This is a genomic window from Cronobacter sp. HA18006 (assembly GCF_011605445.1).
Classification (GTDB): domain Bacteria; phylum Pseudomonadota; class Gammaproteobacteria; order Enterobacterales; family Enterobacteriaceae; genus Cronobacter; species Cronobacter sakazakii.
The window spans coordinates 292,480-307,472 of record NZ_JAANQB010000024.1 but is presented as its reverse complement, the minus strand read 5'-3'; the positions used below and the strand labels follow the sequence as shown (position 1 = coordinate 307,472).

The window sequence follows — 14,993 nt, the reverse complement described above, 5'->3', positions numbered from 1 at the left end:
TTTGCCTGGCGGCTGTAGCGCGGTGGTCCCACCTGACCCCATGCCGAACTCAGAAGTGAAACGCCGTAGCGCCGATGGTAGTGTGGGGCCTCCCCATGCGAGAGTAGGGAACTGCCAGGCATCAAATAAAGAACCCCTCAGCCCCGCTGAGGGGTTTTTGCTTTTGCGCGTGACAGAAAAACAGCGCCACCGGAAAAGTGTCCCCTCTTTTTTATACGCCTCATCCTCTGTCCGTACTGAATCCCTTACGAGCGCTGCGCCGCCAGCCAGTCAGCGATAAACGCCGCAACCTGCGCGGGCTCGTTGATATCCAGCACAGGTAATTCCGCCTCAGATAACGGTCTGTCACTGGCCACGGCAATCACGTGGCTGTCCGGCATTAACTCTGCAACGTCCCGCCCGGCCCCCTCCCGGAACAGCATGATTTTCGCTACCGCCTCGTGTTTAAACCCTTTCACCAGAATCAAGCTTCGCAACAGAATACCGACGCTACGCACATTAGGGTTGCTACATTAAATTCATCCATACCCCGCTTACAAAAAGCCCCGATCTTGCTCAACTTGCGGCCACGTCATATTCTGATTTTCAGCCTGTGAAGCTATGTCAGCAGCGTGTCGCCTTACTGTCGTGTCTCTGTCAGGCCCGTGTCGTGGCGGTTTTTACCAGCAGAGCGCAATACTGTCTGCCACATTTCTCATAGAGAAGGTCACAGTTATGAAAACCGAAAACCGCATCCGCGCGCTTCGCCTCGCTCGTGCCTGGTCTCAGGAACAACTGGCAGAACTCTCCTCGGTCAGCGTTCGCACTATTCAGCGCATAGAAAAAGGGGAGCCGCCCTCGCTCGAAACGTTAAGCGCGCTGGCCGCTGTTTTTGACACGCGCGTAGAAGAATTAACGGGCGCGCCGCTACAGGCTGCGGGCCCGCTGGATGAAGCGGTGTCCACTGCCCGCAGACGTCTGGATGAGGAGCGGCACTTTTATCGCAGCCTGTCCACTGCGGTGGTGGTTTGCGTTGGGCTTTTCCTGATTAACCGTTTTACATCGCCGGAAAGTCACTGGTCATTATGGGTGATGCTCATTTGGGGTGGATTACTGGTAGTGAAAGGCCTGCGTTTATTCTTACTACGGGGCTGGATTGAACAATGGCAGCAGCAGCGGCTGCAAAAATTACTGCGCAAGTAAGAGAAAAGGCTCCTCAGCTTGCCTGAGGAGCCGACGCGTTACGATTTTTTACCCGGCAGGACGGTATTCATCACCTGATGCGCGGTATCCGCAATCACCTTACCCGCCGATTTATCGCCTTTCGCCATAGAGGACATAAACCCTTTCGCCTGGGCAAAGCTGATATGCGGTGGCAGCGGTGCCACTTCCGGATCGGTTTTCACTTCCAGTACGACCGGACGATCGGCCGCCAGCGCCTGCTGCCAGGCGGCCTGGAGCGCTTCCGGGGAGTCAACGTAAATCCCTTTCAGCCCGATCGATTCCGCAAACTGCGCATAGGGCACGTCCGGCACATCCTGCGTCGCGGCAAAGCGCGGGTTGCCTTCCATAATGCGCTGCTCCCACGTTACCTGATTCAGATCCTGGTTATTGAATACGCAGACGATCAACCGCGGATCGGACCAGCGCTGCCAGTATTTCTGGATGGTAATCAGCTCCGCGAGATTATTCATCTGCATCGCGCCATCGCCCACCAGCGCCACAACGGGTTTTTCCGGGAAAGCGAATTTCGCGGCGATGGCATATGGCACTGCCGCGCCCATACATGCCAGACCGCCCGAGAGAGACGCCCGCTGGCCCTGCTTCACTCTGTAATCCCGCGCAAACCAGTTGGCGCACGAGCCGGAATCTGAGGTGACAATCGCGTTATCCGGCAGCAATGGCGACATCTCCCACACCACGCGCTGCGGGTTGACCGGCGTCGCTTTCGCCATTGCACGTTCTTCGATTTTCTCCCACCACGCTTTGACGGAAACCGCGATTTTCTCCTGCCAGCTGCGGTCTTCTTTACGTTTAAGGAGCGGAAGCAGCGCCTGTAACGTGCTCACGGCATCGCCATGCAAATTTACCTCTGTCGGGTAACGCAGACCAAGCATTGAGGCATCGATATCTATCTGCACCGCCCGAGCCTGACCTTCTTTCGGCAGGAATTCCGTCCACGGGAAGCCGGTGCCGATCATCAGGAGCGTATCGCAGCCCTGCATCAGATCCCACGACGGCTCGGTGCCAAGCAGGCCAATACAGCCCGTCACAAACGGCGTGTCATCTGGCAATACATCTTTGCCAAGCAACGCTTTAGCAACACCCGCACCGAGCAGGTTTGCCGCCTGTACCACTTCCACCGCCGCTTCGCGCGCGCCCGCGCCTATCAGGATCGCGACTTTTTTACCGTCGTTAAGAATATCCGCGGCGCGCTGAAGATCGTACTGATGCGGGATCACATGCGGGCGCTGATAGCCGGGCCCGGAATGCGTGAAGCCGTGCGCGTGCTGCGGCTCCTGCCAGGGCTCATCCTGAAGATCTTTGGGCAGGATCAGCACCGTCACGCCATTATTCGCTTTCGCGATCCGCACGCCGCGATCCACCAGATGACGCAACTGCGCGGGCGTCGCCGCCTCCTGAACAAAGCTCGCCACATCGCTGAAGACGCGATCCAGATTCAATTCCTGCTGATAGGTCGCGCCGCGGGCGGTCGTTTCCGCCTGGCCTGCAATCGCGATAACCGGCATATGATCCATCTGCGCGTCATACAGGCCAGTCAGCAGATGTGTGGCGCCCGGTCCGCCGGTTGAGAGGCAAACACCCGGCTCGCCCGTAAATTTCGCATGGGCGCAGGCCATAAATGCCGCCATCTCTTCATGGCGCACCTGGATAAACTCAATGCCGTCGCCAGCTTTATCGGCGCGCTGCAACGCGCCCAGTACGCCGTTAATCCCGTCGCCGGGGTAGCCATAAATGCGGGTTACGCCCCAGGCTTTCAGTCGTTCTACAAAAAAGTCGCTCGTTTTTTTGGTCATTATCGTGCCTCGCGTCAGGTGAGTGTGCGCATAAATCCTGAGCTGCGCTCGAAAAGCTAACCTGTTGAAGGGTAGTCCACTTCATGGCGGTAAGCGAAAAGCGGGAGTTCTCCGAAGCCTGCTATGGTTATACGAACCGTATTAAAGGAGGCATGCCCGTGGCCATTAAACCTTTTGATTACCAGCAGGACTTCGACAGCATCGACTTTCGCGCGCACCCGGAACGGTATCAGGTCGGGCGTGGCGAACAGGGCGTCTTATTGGTTGAGCCGTATAAAAGCGAAATCCTCCTGTACTGGCGCTATAAAGACGAAGAGAGCGCCACAGCCTCGGCGGAAAAGATTTATGAGTTATTCGAGGCGTACCGTAAAAAGGACGATTTTGTCGGTATGGATATGGCGCGCAAGTTCATTCAGATGGGATACACCCGCGCGCGTCGCTACGCCAATTATAAAGGCGGCAAAAAATATGACGCCGACCGTAACCTGAATCCGCGCGGCAACGATCCGACTAAAGCGGCGGCGGCAAAAGTCTTTAAAGGGTGGTGGGATCGCATCCGGGCAGATGAAGATTATCTGCGGCGTAAAAAAGCCCATCAGGAAAAGTGGGGCTAACGACGCGTAAATTCCCCGCCTCCTCACGGAAATGCTATTAACATATAATTAACATGATATTTTATAGCCTGCTAATTGCCCGGAGTACAAGCCGCGGATTTAAAAAGGAGAGAGACATGACCGAAGTTACCGCCCGGACAGATAAACCGTCACTGACTTCCAGCGATACCCGCCGACGTGTCTGGGCGATTGTCGGTGCCTCGTCTGGCAACCTCGTCGAGTGGTTTGATTTCTACGTCTACTCCTTTTGTTCGCTCTACTTCGCGCATATCTTTTTCCCCTCTGACAATAGCACCACACAGCTTCTGCAAACGGCAGGCATCTTCGCCGCAGGCTTTCTGATGCGCCCTATCGGCGGCTGGCTCTTTGGTTACATCGCCGATAAACATGGCCGTAAAACCTCCATGCTGATTTCTGTCTGTATGATGTGTTTCGGCTCGCTGGTCATTGCCTGTCTGCCGGGTTACGCAGTGATTGGTACCTGGGCGCCGCTGCTGTTACTTGTGGCGCGCCTGTTCCAGGGACTGTCGGTCGGGGGAGAATATGGCACCAGCGCGACTTACATGAGCGAAGTGGCTATCGAAGGGCGCAAAGGCTTTTATGCGTCATTCCAGTACGTGACGCTTATCGGCGGGCAGTTAATGGCGCTGCTGGTTGTCGTCGTGCTGCAACAGATTTTGTCAGATGACGCTCTGCGCGCCTGGGGCTGGCGCATTCCCTTCGCGCTGGGCGCGGTGCTGGCGGTGGTGGCGCTGTGGCTGCGTCGCTCGCTTGATGAAACCTCACAGCAGGAGACGCGCGCGCTGAAAGAGGCTGGCTCGCTGAAAGGCCTCTGGCGCAACCGTCGGGCGTTCATCATGGTCCTCGGGTTTACCGCCGCCGGTTCGCTGAGTTTTTATACGTTTACGACCTATATGCAGAAATATCTCGTCAATACGGCGGGAATGCATGCGAATACCGCGAGTATGGTGATGACCGCCGCACTCTTCGCATTTATGCTGCTGCAACCGTTCTTCGGGGCGCTGTCGGATAAAATTGGCCGTCGCAGTTCGATGCTCTGCTTCAGCGCGCTTGCCTCGCTCTGTACCGTGCCGATCCTGATGGCGCTGCAAAATGTCAGTTCGCCGCTGGCGGCGTTCGGGCTGGTGATGCTCGCGCTGCTGATTGTCAGCTTCTATACCTCGATTAGCGGCATCGTGAAAGCCGAGATGTTCCCGGCGCAGGTGCGCGCGCTGGGCGTCGGTCTCTCTTACGCGGTCGCCAACGCGCTCTTTGGCGGCTCGGCGGAGTATGTGGCGCTGTCGCTGAAATCGCTGGGTTCAGAAACGGCGTTTTTCTGGTATGTCTCGGCGATGGGCGCCGTCGCGTTTCTGGTTTCGCTGAAGCTCCACCGCAAAGGAAAAGGCATGCGGCTTTAATGCTCCGCCATCTGCCAGACCGCATAACCGGCGCTGGCGCCCGCCACGTCCCACGCCAGATCTTTCCAGCTCCAGCCGCTCCCCGCCGGGCGGCTGTCCCAGAGTTCTTTCGTCGCGCCAAGGGAAACCGAAAACATCAGCCCGAACGCGGCGGACCGATCCGGGGAATGCCCTTGCCGCTGGGCGTATTCATTCCCGGCGGCAGCGAGCAGCGCTGAGCCTAAAAAGTGCTGGGCTTTATCCTGGCCTGCCCAGTTGTCCTGCGCCATATGGCTACAGCCGGTAAGTGTGACAACTAACGAAAGCAGAAAGGCGCGCATAGCGTTCTCCATAAAAAAGCCCTGCGGTGCAGGGCTTCGTTAAGCGACAGGCGTCAGAGAATGCGGCTAATCAGCCGGTCGATACGGATACGGCGCAGACGGCGGATAAGCTTGCGCACTTTTACCGGGTAATCGGCGATGCTTTGCAGGTCGCGATAGTGTTTTACCACCGTGGTATGGGTGCGGATTTCGGCAAGTTCACGCTGGCGCTGGGAAGCCAGTTGCTGCTTCGGATCGTGGATAAGAATCGCGTTTTCCAGATCGAGACGCCAGGCGCGCGGGTTAAGGTTGTTGCCGGTCAGCAGCATCCATTCATTGTCGACCCACATGCCTTTCAGGTGATAGCTGTTATCACCATCTTTCCACAGACGCACCACCAGTTGATCGGTGTTGACGTAATACTGCAGACGGCTTAAGAAACGGCGCAGGTTGATCTCATAGAGATAAGGCAGCGCGCCGATGATCTTAAACGGCTGATCTTCCGGAATATAAAAGTCATTGGCCGTTTTATCGCCGACGATGATTTCCACTTTTTTGCCGTCGCGCAGAAGCTGGATGATATTACGCACCAGCACCGCGGGCAGGTTAAAGTACGGCGTACAGATGACCAGCTTCTCTTCCGCGCAGGGCATCAGGTGAAAAATGGCTTTATTCAGCGGGCTCGATTTGCCAAGCCCCACCAGCGGCGTCACGGCCAGCTGATCGTTATCGGCATCGCCCTGAAAATGATACGCGGCATCGCGCAGCAGATGGCGGAACTGGCGGATGTCGTTTTTGATTTCCGGGCTTTTTGGACGGTTCGGATCGTCGAGACGATTCACCGCGTGGCCATTCATTAACTGCGTGCGCACCCAGTCAAACATCACGTCGGCAAGCTTCGCGTTACGGATGCAATGGTAGCGGTCATAGCGATATTTATCGTGCTGGTGCAGATACACGTCGTTCAGGCTCGCGCCGCTGTAGAGCACGCAATCATCGATGATAAAGCCTTTGAAATGCAGCACGCCCAGCGCCTCGCGGGTATTCACCGGCACGCCGTACACCGGCACGCTGACGTCCGGGTTTTCCTGCGCCATGCGGCAATACCAGTCGGCGTTAGTGTTCGAGGCTTCCACGCCGATGCGTCCGCGCTGCGCGCGATGCCAGTCCACCAGGACGCTGACGTCAAGCTCCGGGCGTTGACGCTTGGCTTCATAAAGTGCCGACAACACGCCTTTGCCGCCATCGTCCTGCTCAAGATAGAGCGCGATGATGCAGATACGCGTGGTCGCCGTCGCTATCTTTTCCAGGAGCTGTTTGCGGAAATCGGCGGGCGCGAAACAGAACGCGACATCATCAACTGACTGAGAAAGCTTCGGTAGTTGGGCAAGGTGTTGTTGATGTTTGTTGCGTTTAAATTTTGACAACATCACAGTGCATATCTTCTCTGAAGTGGATGGTCTTCTGTGCAATGCAGACGACGGAAGCGGACGATAATACCATTACTGTCCAAAAAAGTGGTCAACATTTCCAGTACCTTACTCACGAATCGGCGGGTTTTGCCAGCGCCAGGCTCAGGGCAACGATGCCTTCATCCAGCTGAATATCGACGCTAAAGCCAAGCTTGCGGGCCAGCGCCACCATCCCCTGGTTATGCGGCATGGTAATGCCATTCAGCCGCGATAAACCATGATCGCGCGTGTAGGCTATCAATTTTTCCAGCAGCCGACGCCCGAGGCCGAGGCCTTTCAGATCGGATCTGACAAGGACCGCGAACTCGGCGTCGATATTATCCGGATCGGAAATGGCGCGGGTAACGCCGATAATTTCCTCACTGCCTGTCTGCTGACGTACCGCCACAAAAGCCATTTCTCGATCGTAGTCGATCTGGGTCATATTGGCTAAATCATCATGGGTAAATTCATTGATCTCGCTAAAGTAACGGTAATAAAGATCTTCTTTCGTCACCTGCGAGATAAAGCGTTGTAGCTGGGGTTCATCTTCGGGAAGAATAGGGCGGAACAGGCAGCGCTCGCCGTTCTTCAGCGTCACCCACTCCTCTAAACGGTGCGGATAGGGGCGAACCGCCAGCCGCGCGTCTGCATCACCGGTAAAGGGCGCAAGCTGCATCGTGACGTCCAGCGCCGTAAAATCGCTGCCGGAGGCGAGCAGGGGATGAATATCCAGCCGTGAAATTTCTGGGCAATCCACCACCAGGTTAGACACCTGCACCAGCAGCTCGCTTAAGCCTGCGATATCCAGGGGACGCAGCGCGCTACGCCCGCGAATTTTGCCGCTCTTGATTGCCTGAATCACCAGATAACGCGCCAGATTCATGTTCAGCGGCGGCAGCGCGACGGCGGCCTGCGCCTCAGGACGCCACTCGACGCCGCCTTCGCCCAGCATAATCAGCGGTCCGAAGACGGGATCGTGCTCAACCACCACCCGCAGCTCCTGCGCGCCGGCGCGGTTCGCCATGCTCTGCACCAGCAGGCCGTGAATGCGCGCCTGCGGCCAGGTCATTTTCACCCGGTCAAGCATCGCGTCCGCCGCGCGCTGTACTTCGTGAGCGGTGCGCAGATAAAGCATCACCCCCTGAACTTCAGATTTATGCGGAATATCCGGCGAGCGCAGCTTCAGCGCCACCGGGTAGCCAATTTCCCCCGCGATATGCACCGCCTCGGCGCTGTCGCCCGCTATCCATGTCGGCAGCGTGTGCAGGCCATAAGCCTCCAGAATCGGGCGCACTTCATGAGTATCGAGCTGCGTCACGCCTTCGGCGCACGCCTGCTGCAACAACTGGTGCGCCTGGGCGGTATCCGCCGGGAGCGTAGCGGGCAGCGCCGGGGTTTCCCGCAGCTGTTTCTGGTTGCGGCGATACTCCACCATATGCATAAACGCGGTGACTGCGCCTTCCGGCGTGCGATAGGTGGGAATACCCGCTTCGCTGAACAGATGACGCGCCTCCTGGGAAGAGAACTCACCGCCCCAGTTGGTAATCAGCGTCACATACTTGCCGCGCGGGTGGCGGTTAAAGAGATCGATCAGCGCGCGGGCGCTCTCGCTGCCGGGCGCGGCGGCGCTTGGCGAGTGGATAACCATCAGCGCGTCGAAATCGTGGCTGTCCAGCAGTGCTTCGATCGCTTTTAAATAGCGCGCAGGCGTGGCGTCATCGCGCAGGTCGAGCGGGTTGTCAGCGTGAATGCCTTCCGGCAACTGCTGCTGAAGCCGCGTCAGCATGGCGTCATCGAGCGTGGCGAGTTTTCCCTGTCGCCGCCAGAGTTCGTCGAGCGCCAGCGCGGCAGGAGCGGCGCCGTTGCTGACAATCATCAGTCGCTCGCCGCGCAGCGGGAGCATATGGCTTAAGGTTTCCACCGCCGAGAACAGTTCATGAGTGTCCTGCACGCGCAGCAGACCGGCGCGCTGAATTGCCGCATCCCAGGCTGTGTCCAGCCCGGCGTGGGTATTCAGCAGGCGGCGCGCGCTGGGGCTGCGCCCGCTCTTAATCACCAGAATGGGTTTATTGCGCGAGGCGCTACGGGCGGCGGAGACAAAGCGTCGGGCGTCGCTCAGGTGCTCCAGGTAGAGCAGAATGGCGCTGGTTTTACTGTCGCGCGCTAGATAATCGAGCAGTTCATCCACGTCGATATCCAGGCTGTCGCCCAGCGCGATAAACCAGGAGAAGCCGAGCTGGCGCTGCTGCGCCCAGTCGAGAATGGTGTTTGAAACGGCAGCGGACTGCGAAATAAACGCGAGCTTGCCTTTGCGGATCGGCACTGGCGAAAAACTGGCGTTAAGACCCTGCCACGGCGCCAGCAGCCCCAGACTGTTCGGGCCGAGCAGGCGCATCTGAAAGCGCGCCGCGCAGGCCAGCAGTTCGGCATGTTGTTCCGGGGGCGATGAGAGCACCAGGCACGTTTTACAGCCTTTTTCGCCAAGCGCCTCCAGCAGCGCCAGGTTGCGCTTTGCGTGGGTACACAGCACCGCGAGATCGGGCGTAAACGGCAGGCTTGCGACATCCGGCCAGGCCAGCACGCCACAGACCGCTTTCCAGGCAGGCGTCACCGGCAGAACCGGCCCGCTAAAACCGCCCGCCAGCAGATTGCGCATCATCAGAAAACCGGCTCTGTCGGGTTTCATCGATGCGCCGATGACGGCGATGGATTTGGGACGTAACAGCGCTTCCAGGCCACGTTGGCTCATCATTTCCTCCGGCGTCGAAGTGACCTGATGATTTTAAACGCTTTCTGCCTGCGCTGCTGTGACGCTGCCCTGATGATGCGGTTTACCGGCAAGATAGCGCTCGCGAAACAGCGCAAAGTGATTGCTTAAGCCTTGCGCCGCCGCGGTATCGCCCGCGCCGTCCAGCAGCGCTATCGCCACTTCCGCCGTGCAGTACTGCCCGTCGGCATGCGCTTCGCGCAATTGATAGGTCGATACCCGCGTTAAATCCACCGACATCACCGGCAGCGCGTCAAGATAAGGGCTTTTGCGAAACATTTTGCGCGCTTCGGTCCAGGTGCCGTCGAGCATAATAAAAAGCGGCGGCTTGCCGGTACGCGGCGGGGCGGTCAGCACTTCGCGTCCGGCATCGGCGTAGGAGGCCGGGAACACCACCACAGGCTGATAGTCAGGGTTTGCCACGAGTTCAAGAAGTGCTGCGGGCGGCTCGGTGCGCGACCACTGAAACGCCTCCGTATCAGGCAGAATATCGGCGATAAGCCTGCCGGTATTGCTGGGCTTCATCGGCTCGGTATCAAACATTATCAGACAGAAACGGCTGCGGGCCGGCTGCGGTTGCAGCGTGTCGCATAAGCAGTGGCGTAACGGCAGCAGGCAACGCTGGCAGCGTTTAATACGGTTGCCGCGGGCGAGAAAAGGGCGGGTGGCGCGCGCCAGGCGCTCGGCGCGCAGGCGAAGGACGGCGTTTTCAGTCATGGGAAGTCGGCAAAAACGCCATTGTCGCAGAGGGAATCGTGGGGCACAAGACGCGCCCCGCGGCAGACGTTATACGGCTTCGTTCGTCGCTTCGTTCAGCCAGGTATCGAACGGCGCTTTTGGCACGGCGCCGTTGAGCATATCCACCAGCTGTCCGTTTTTGAACATCATGATGGTCGGGATGCTGCGAATGCGAAAACGCGCGCTCAGCTCCGGCTCGGCCTCGGTGTTCACTTTTACAAAGCGTATTTTGCCGCTGCGCTCTTCGGCGACATCTTCAAAGATCGGCGCAAAGCTACGGCACGGGCCGCACCACGGCGCCCAGAAATCAATCACTACCGGCAGGTCATCTTTAAGCAGCTGATCCAGCGTTTCGCTGGTGGCGTTAATCACATCGCCGTCAAACAGCGCGTGGCCACAGCGGCCGCACTTCGCGCCGTCTTCAATACGCTCTTCATCCACGCGATTGACAGTCTGGCAAGCGGCACAAACGGTATTCATAGCTAACCTCTGGGTTGCAGGTGACAGAAACCGACGCGGAAACGTCGGCTATGTTTCGATAATGTTATTCAGTATCTGCAAGAATGTTTCGAGGCTCAAACCGTTTTATCCAATGAGTACAATAGTTATTAGCTTTTGCGCGAAAGAATGGCTAAGCGCGGACACATCGGGTAATCTGCGCGCTTCGCGCAGCGCAGGTGGAGAAAGACATGAACGACGAATTTAAAGGCAAGAGCGGCAAGGTCAAAGTGATGTATGTCCGCAGTGATGAAAATACGGACAAACGCAGCTCAAACCCGCGTACCGGAAAAGGCGGCGGTCGTCCCGCTGGCAACGGTAAACCGGAAGGCGGTCGTCGTGCTGCGCGCAGTGACAGACCGTCTGACCGTGAACGCAGCCGTGGCCGTGACCGCGACGGCGATCGTGAGGCATCACCGTGGCGCACCGTATCCCGCGCGCCGGGCGCAGAAGCGCCAGCGAAGCCGGATCACGGCGGCATCAGCGGCAAAAGTTTTATCGATCCGGAAGTGCTGCGCCGTCAGCGCGCCGAAGAGACCCGCGTCTATGGCGAAAACGCCTGTCAGGCGCTGTTCCAGAGCCGTCCGGAATCTATCGTTCGCGCCTGGTTTATCCAGAGCGTGACCCCGCGCTTTAAAGAAGCGCTGCGCTGGATGGCGGCGAACCGCAAAGCGTATCACGTGGTGGATGACGCGGAGCTCACCAAAGCCTCCGGCACCGAGCATCACGGCGGCGTCTGCTTCCTGATTAAAAAACGCAGCGGCGCGAGCGTTGACCAGTGGCTGAGTAAAGCGGGCGATGAAGATTGCGTGCTGGCGCTGGAAGATGTGGGCAACCCGCATAACCTCGGCGCTATTGTGCGCAGCTGCGCGCACTTCGGCGTGAAAGGCGTGGTCGTGCAGGACGCCTCGCTGCTGGAATCCGGCGCGGCGGTGCGTACCGCAGAAGGCGGTGCCGAGCATGTCGAGCCGATCACCGGCGACAGCTTCAGCGACGCGCTGGCGCAGTTCCGCGCTGCCGGTTACGCCATCGTGACCACCTCCAGCCATAAAGGTACGCCGCTCTTTAAAGCGACGCTGCCGAAGAAAATGGTGCTGGTGCTGGGCCAGGAAAGCGAAGGTATTTCTGAAGCGACGCAGGCGAATGCTGATTTAAGCCTCTCCATCGACGGCACCGGCAATGTAGAAAGCCTGAACGTTTCTGTCGCGACCGGCGTTCTGCTCGCCGAGTGGTGGCGTCAGAATAAAGCGTAAAAAAACGCCAGCGTAAAGGCTGGCGTGATAAACGTTAAAACCTCCTGCGGGAGGTTTTTTATTGGGCGTTTTCCGGCAGAACGGGCATCCAGTCGATGGGCGCTTCGCCACGGCTTTCCAGATACTGATTCGTTTTGACGAAATGACCGCAGCCGAAGAAACCGCGATGCGCGGAGAGCGGCGACGGGTGCGGCGCCTGCAACACATGGTGGCGGTTGCGGTCGATAATCGCGCCTTTCTTCTGCGCGTGCGAGCCCCACAGCAGAAACACTACGCCTTCGCGATGCTCGTTAATCAGCGAGATCACTTTATCGGTAAAGGTCTCCCAGCCCAGATTGGCATGCGAATGCGCTTTGCCTGCCTGTACCGTCAGCACGGTATTAAGCAGCATCACGCCCTGGCGCGCCCAGCTTTCTAAATAACCGTGAGAAGGGCGGGTGAAACCCGGCACCGACTGCTCCAGCTCTTTATACATGTTGACCAGCGATGGCGGCGGTGCGACGCCCGGACGTACCGAAAAGGCGAGGCCATGCGCTTGTCCCGGCCCGTGGTAAGGGTCCTGGCCCAGGATCACCACTTTCACATCGCCAAGCTCGGTAAAGCGGAACGCGTTAAACACCTCTTTCTGCGGCGGATAAATGGTGACGCCTGCTTCACGCTCGGCAGCGACAGTGGTCAGGATCTTTTTGAAGTAAGGCTTTTCTTTTTCATCAGCCAGCACGTCGTGCCAGGTCAGTTTATCGGTCATCTCGCTCTCCTGCGATTTTCTGTTTCCTAAGCTTAACGCCTTATTTCCGAAGAACAAAACCGGGCCGTGCGTGACGCAGATTTACAAAATTCCCGAAGGTTCAGGACAGCGCTAAGTTGATGTAAAGCAATTCCTTTATGTTATACCCACACTCATAGAGTGGTTTATTTTGATTTAAATCAAAGAATGACCGCCCTTTGGTGGTATATAAAACAATAAGACAACATTGGTTTTACCAATTAGCCAGCCGCCTGTTCTGACGCCTGCTGGCTGAACGCATCAAACTCGCCCACAGGGAGGCAACTTATGATCACAGGTATCCAGATTACTAAAGCCGCAAACGACAGTCTGCTGAACTCTTTCTGGCTGCTCGATAACGAAAAAGGCGAAGCGCGCTGCGTCTGCGCCAAAGCCGGTTTCAATGAAGATGACATCGTGCCGGTGAGCCAGCTTGGCCAGTTCGAATACCGTGAAATTCCGATGGAAATCAAACCGGAAGTGCGTGTGGAAGGCGGTCAGCACCTGAACGTGAACGTGCTGCGTCGTGAAACGCTGGAAGATGCCGTTAAGCACCCGGAAAAATATCCGCAGCTGACTATCCGCGTTTCCGGTTACGCCGTGCGTTTTAACTCGCTGACCCCGGAACAGCAGCGCGACGTGATCGCCCGTACCTTTACCGAAAGCCTGTAAGTTCAGGCGTTCGTTAACCGGCGGCGCGCCCTCGGGTAAAACAAAAACCGCCAGCATCTGCTGGCGGTTTTTTTATCACTCGGCCTTATCGGATGACGCTGTCGCGTTACCGCTCGGCTTGCGGCGTTTGCCGATGTTTTTGGTGTCGCGGTGACGTTTTTTCACGCGCGGCTTCTCTTTTTCTTTCTCTTTTTTCTTCTCTTCGCGTTTCGCGAGCGCTTTTTTGGACGGCTTGCCAGTGAGCTTTTCACTCGGCGCACGCGTGGTCGGACGCAGTTCGTCAATCACTCGGGCTTTCAGCGGTTCGTTAAGGTAGCGGCCTACTTTGCCCAGCAGCAGATGGTCATGCGCTTCAACCAGCGAAATCGCGGTGCCTTTACGCCCTGCGCGACCGGTACGGCCAATGCGGTGCAGATAGGTGTCGGCGGTGCGCGGCATGTCATAGTTAAAGACGTGGCTGACATCCGGAATATCAATCCCACGAGCGGCCACATCGGTGGCGATAAGCACATTAACGCGGCCGTCGGTCAGACGTTTAATCGCCTCGTTACGCTTCACCTGCACCATTTCGCCTTCGAGATAGCAGTTATTGATGCCCGCTTCACGCAGCCAGTTCGCCAGCTCATGCACACGCTCGCGTTTACGCACAAACACGATGGAGCGGGTGGCTTCCGGTTGCTTGAGCAGATGCACCAGCAGCGCGGTTTTGTGTTCGATGTTATCGGCGCGGTAATACCACTGGTGGATCTTTTTGCGCTCGCGTGTGGAAGGCGTCGCAGAGACTTCCACCGGCTCTTCCAGCAGGCGTTCGGCGAAATCTTTAATCGCGTCGCCTTCAAGCGTGGCGGAGAACAGCAAAGTCTGTTTGCGCCAGCGGGTTTCACCCGCGATAGTTTCGATATCCTGCGCGAAGCCCATATCCAGCATGCGGTCGGCTTCATCAAGGATCAGCGTTTCCACCGCGCGGCAGTCGAAGTTTTCTTCTTTAATGTATTGCAGCAGACGACCCGTCGTGGCGACCACGATATCCTGGTTTTCGCTGAAGACTTCCGCGTGATTCATATAAGCCACACCGCCGGTGATCGTGGCGATATCCAGATGCGTATGCTTTGCCAGTTCGCGTGCATGCTCTGCAACCTGCATCGCCAGTTCGCGGGTCGGGGTCAGGATAAGAATGCGCGGCGGCCCCGATTTTTTGCGAGGGAAGTCGAGCAGATGCTGCAACGCCGGCAACAGATAAGCTGCCGTTTTACCGGTGCCTGTCGGCGCAGAACCGAGCACATCACGCCCGTCGAGCGCAGGCGGAATGGCGGCCGCCTGGATAGCGGTCGGGCGGGTGAAGCCTTTTTCCTGGAGCGCATCCAGCAGGCTGTCATCTAGTTCAAGTTCGGAAAAAGTGGTTACAGTCATTTTCTACCTCAGTGTGGGGCGCAGATTATAGACGTTCAGCGCCCAATGTTCATCCCTTTCCCGGCTTCTCCTTTTCCCCGGCGGCGC

General features: G+C 57.7%; 13 protein-coding genes, 1 rRNA gene and 1 pseudogene. 6 read left to right on the top strand and 9 right to left on the bottom strand.

From position 1 onward, the window contains the following. The first annotated feature begins 4 nt into the window (after window positions 1-4). A 5S ribosomal RNA gene (rrf, locus tag G9X48_RS19445) occupies window positions 5-120 on the top strand. Window positions 121-245: 125 nt separating this feature from the next. Here rrf and G9X48_RS19440 read toward each other — a convergent pair. Next, window positions 246-467: pseudogene (locus G9X48_RS19440) on the bottom strand (molybdopterin-guanine dinucleotide biosynthesis protein MobB); the annotation flags it as partial. 247 nt (window positions 468-714) lie between these two features. Here G9X48_RS19440 and G9X48_RS19435 point away from each other — a divergent pair. Next, window positions 715-1,182 carry a helix-turn-helix domain-containing protein gene (locus G9X48_RS19435; protein WP_097641678.1) on the top strand — a complete coding sequence of 156 codons (468 nt, stop codon included), beginning with the start codon at window positions 715-717 and terminating at the stop codon, window positions 1,180-1,182. Between the two features lie 38 nt (window positions 1,183-1,220). Here the strand turns inward: G9X48_RS19435 and G9X48_RS19430 are convergent, their stop codons facing one another. Further along, window positions 1,221-3,017, bottom strand: a complete 1,797-nt coding sequence (locus G9X48_RS19430; RefSeq protein ID WP_097641679.1) for a thiamine pyrophosphate-requiring protein — start codon at window positions 3,015-3,017, stop codon at window positions 1,221-1,223. A gap of 158 nt (window positions 3,018-3,175) precedes the next feature. On the opposite strand from G9X48_RS19430, the gene G9X48_RS19425 reads away from it, so the two are divergent. Together G9X48_RS19425 and G9X48_RS19420 are read left to right on the top strand one after the other, a co-directional pair. After that, window positions 3,176-3,631: a DUF4385 domain-containing protein gene (locus G9X48_RS19425; RefSeq protein ID WP_097641701.1), complete on the top strand. Its 456-nt coding sequence runs from the start codon at window positions 3,176-3,178 to the stop codon at window positions 3,629-3,631. Between the two features lie 116 nt (window positions 3,632-3,747). Continuing rightward, complete coding sequence (locus G9X48_RS19420) at window positions 3,748-5,049, top strand: MFS transporter (RefSeq protein ID WP_097641680.1); 1,302 nt, start codon at window positions 3,748-3,750, stop codon at window positions 5,047-5,049. Here G9X48_RS19420 and G9X48_RS19415 read toward each other — a convergent pair. The 5 genes from G9X48_RS19415 to trxC form a co-directional block, all read right to left on the bottom strand. Next, entirely contained in the window at window positions 5,046-5,369 is a 324-nt protein-coding gene (locus tag G9X48_RS19415) for a YfiM family lipoprotein (RefSeq protein WP_076726125.1), read from the bottom strand. The two genes, G9X48_RS19420 and G9X48_RS19415, sit on opposite strands and share 4 nt — an antisense overlap. A 53-nt stretch (window positions 5,370-5,422) precedes the next feature. Then, window positions 5,423-6,778 (bottom strand): CDP-diacylglycerol--serine O-phosphatidyltransferase, encoded by a 1,356-nt coding sequence (gene pssA / locus G9X48_RS19410; protein ID WP_097641681.1) that lies wholly within the window; start codon window positions 6,776-6,778, stop codon window positions 5,423-5,425. A gap of 112 nt (window positions 6,779-6,890) precedes the next feature. Beyond that, the gene (pat, locus tag G9X48_RS19405) at window positions 6,891-9,551 is read right to left on the bottom strand and encodes a protein lysine acetyltransferase (protein WP_097641682.1); all 2,661 of its coding nucleotides are present in this window, start codon (window positions 9,549-9,551) and stop codon (window positions 6,891-6,893) included. Window positions 9,552-9,584: 33 nt separating this feature from the next. Further along, on the bottom strand, window positions 9,585-10,286 hold the full coding sequence (locus G9X48_RS19400) for a tRNA-uridine aminocarboxypropyltransferase (protein WP_097641683.1): 702 nt from the start codon (window positions 10,284-10,286) through the stop codon (window positions 9,585-9,587). Window positions 10,287-10,355: 69 nt separating this feature from the next. Beyond that, window positions 10,356-10,787 carry a thioredoxin TrxC gene (gene trxC, locus G9X48_RS19395; RefSeq protein ID WP_007851786.1) on the bottom strand — a complete coding sequence of 144 codons (432 nt, stop codon included), beginning with the start codon at window positions 10,785-10,787 and terminating at the stop codon, window positions 10,356-10,358. A 209-nt stretch (window positions 10,788-10,996) separates the two neighbouring features. On the opposite strand from trxC, the gene G9X48_RS19390 reads away from it, so the two are divergent. Beyond that, window positions 10,997-12,058: a tRNA/rRNA methyltransferase gene (locus G9X48_RS19390; protein WP_014728268.1), complete on the top strand. Its 1,062-nt coding sequence runs from the start codon at window positions 10,997-10,999 to the stop codon at window positions 12,056-12,058. 58 nt (window positions 12,059-12,116) lie between these two features. Here the strand turns inward: G9X48_RS19390 and ung are convergent, their stop codons facing one another. Continuing rightward, window positions 12,117-12,806, bottom strand: coding sequence for a uracil-DNA glycosylase (gene ung / locus G9X48_RS19385; RefSeq protein WP_014728269.1), 690 nt, complete (start codon window positions 12,804-12,806; stop codon window positions 12,117-12,119). A gap of 306 nt (window positions 12,807-13,112) precedes the next feature. Between ung and grcA the strand changes: the two genes are divergently transcribed. Further along, window positions 13,113-13,496, top strand: coding sequence for an autonomous glycyl radical cofactor GrcA (gene grcA, locus G9X48_RS19380; RefSeq protein ID WP_004387369.1), 384 nt, complete (start codon window positions 13,113-13,115; stop codon window positions 13,494-13,496). A 75-nt stretch (window positions 13,497-13,571) separates the two neighbouring features. Here the strand turns inward: grcA and srmB are convergent, their stop codons facing one another. Beyond that, window positions 13,572-14,906 (bottom strand): ATP-dependent RNA helicase SrmB, encoded by a 1,335-nt coding sequence (srmB, locus tag G9X48_RS19375; RefSeq protein WP_007870105.1) that lies wholly within the window; start codon window positions 14,904-14,906, stop codon window positions 13,572-13,574. Between the last annotated feature and the right edge of the window lie 87 nt (window positions 14,907-14,993).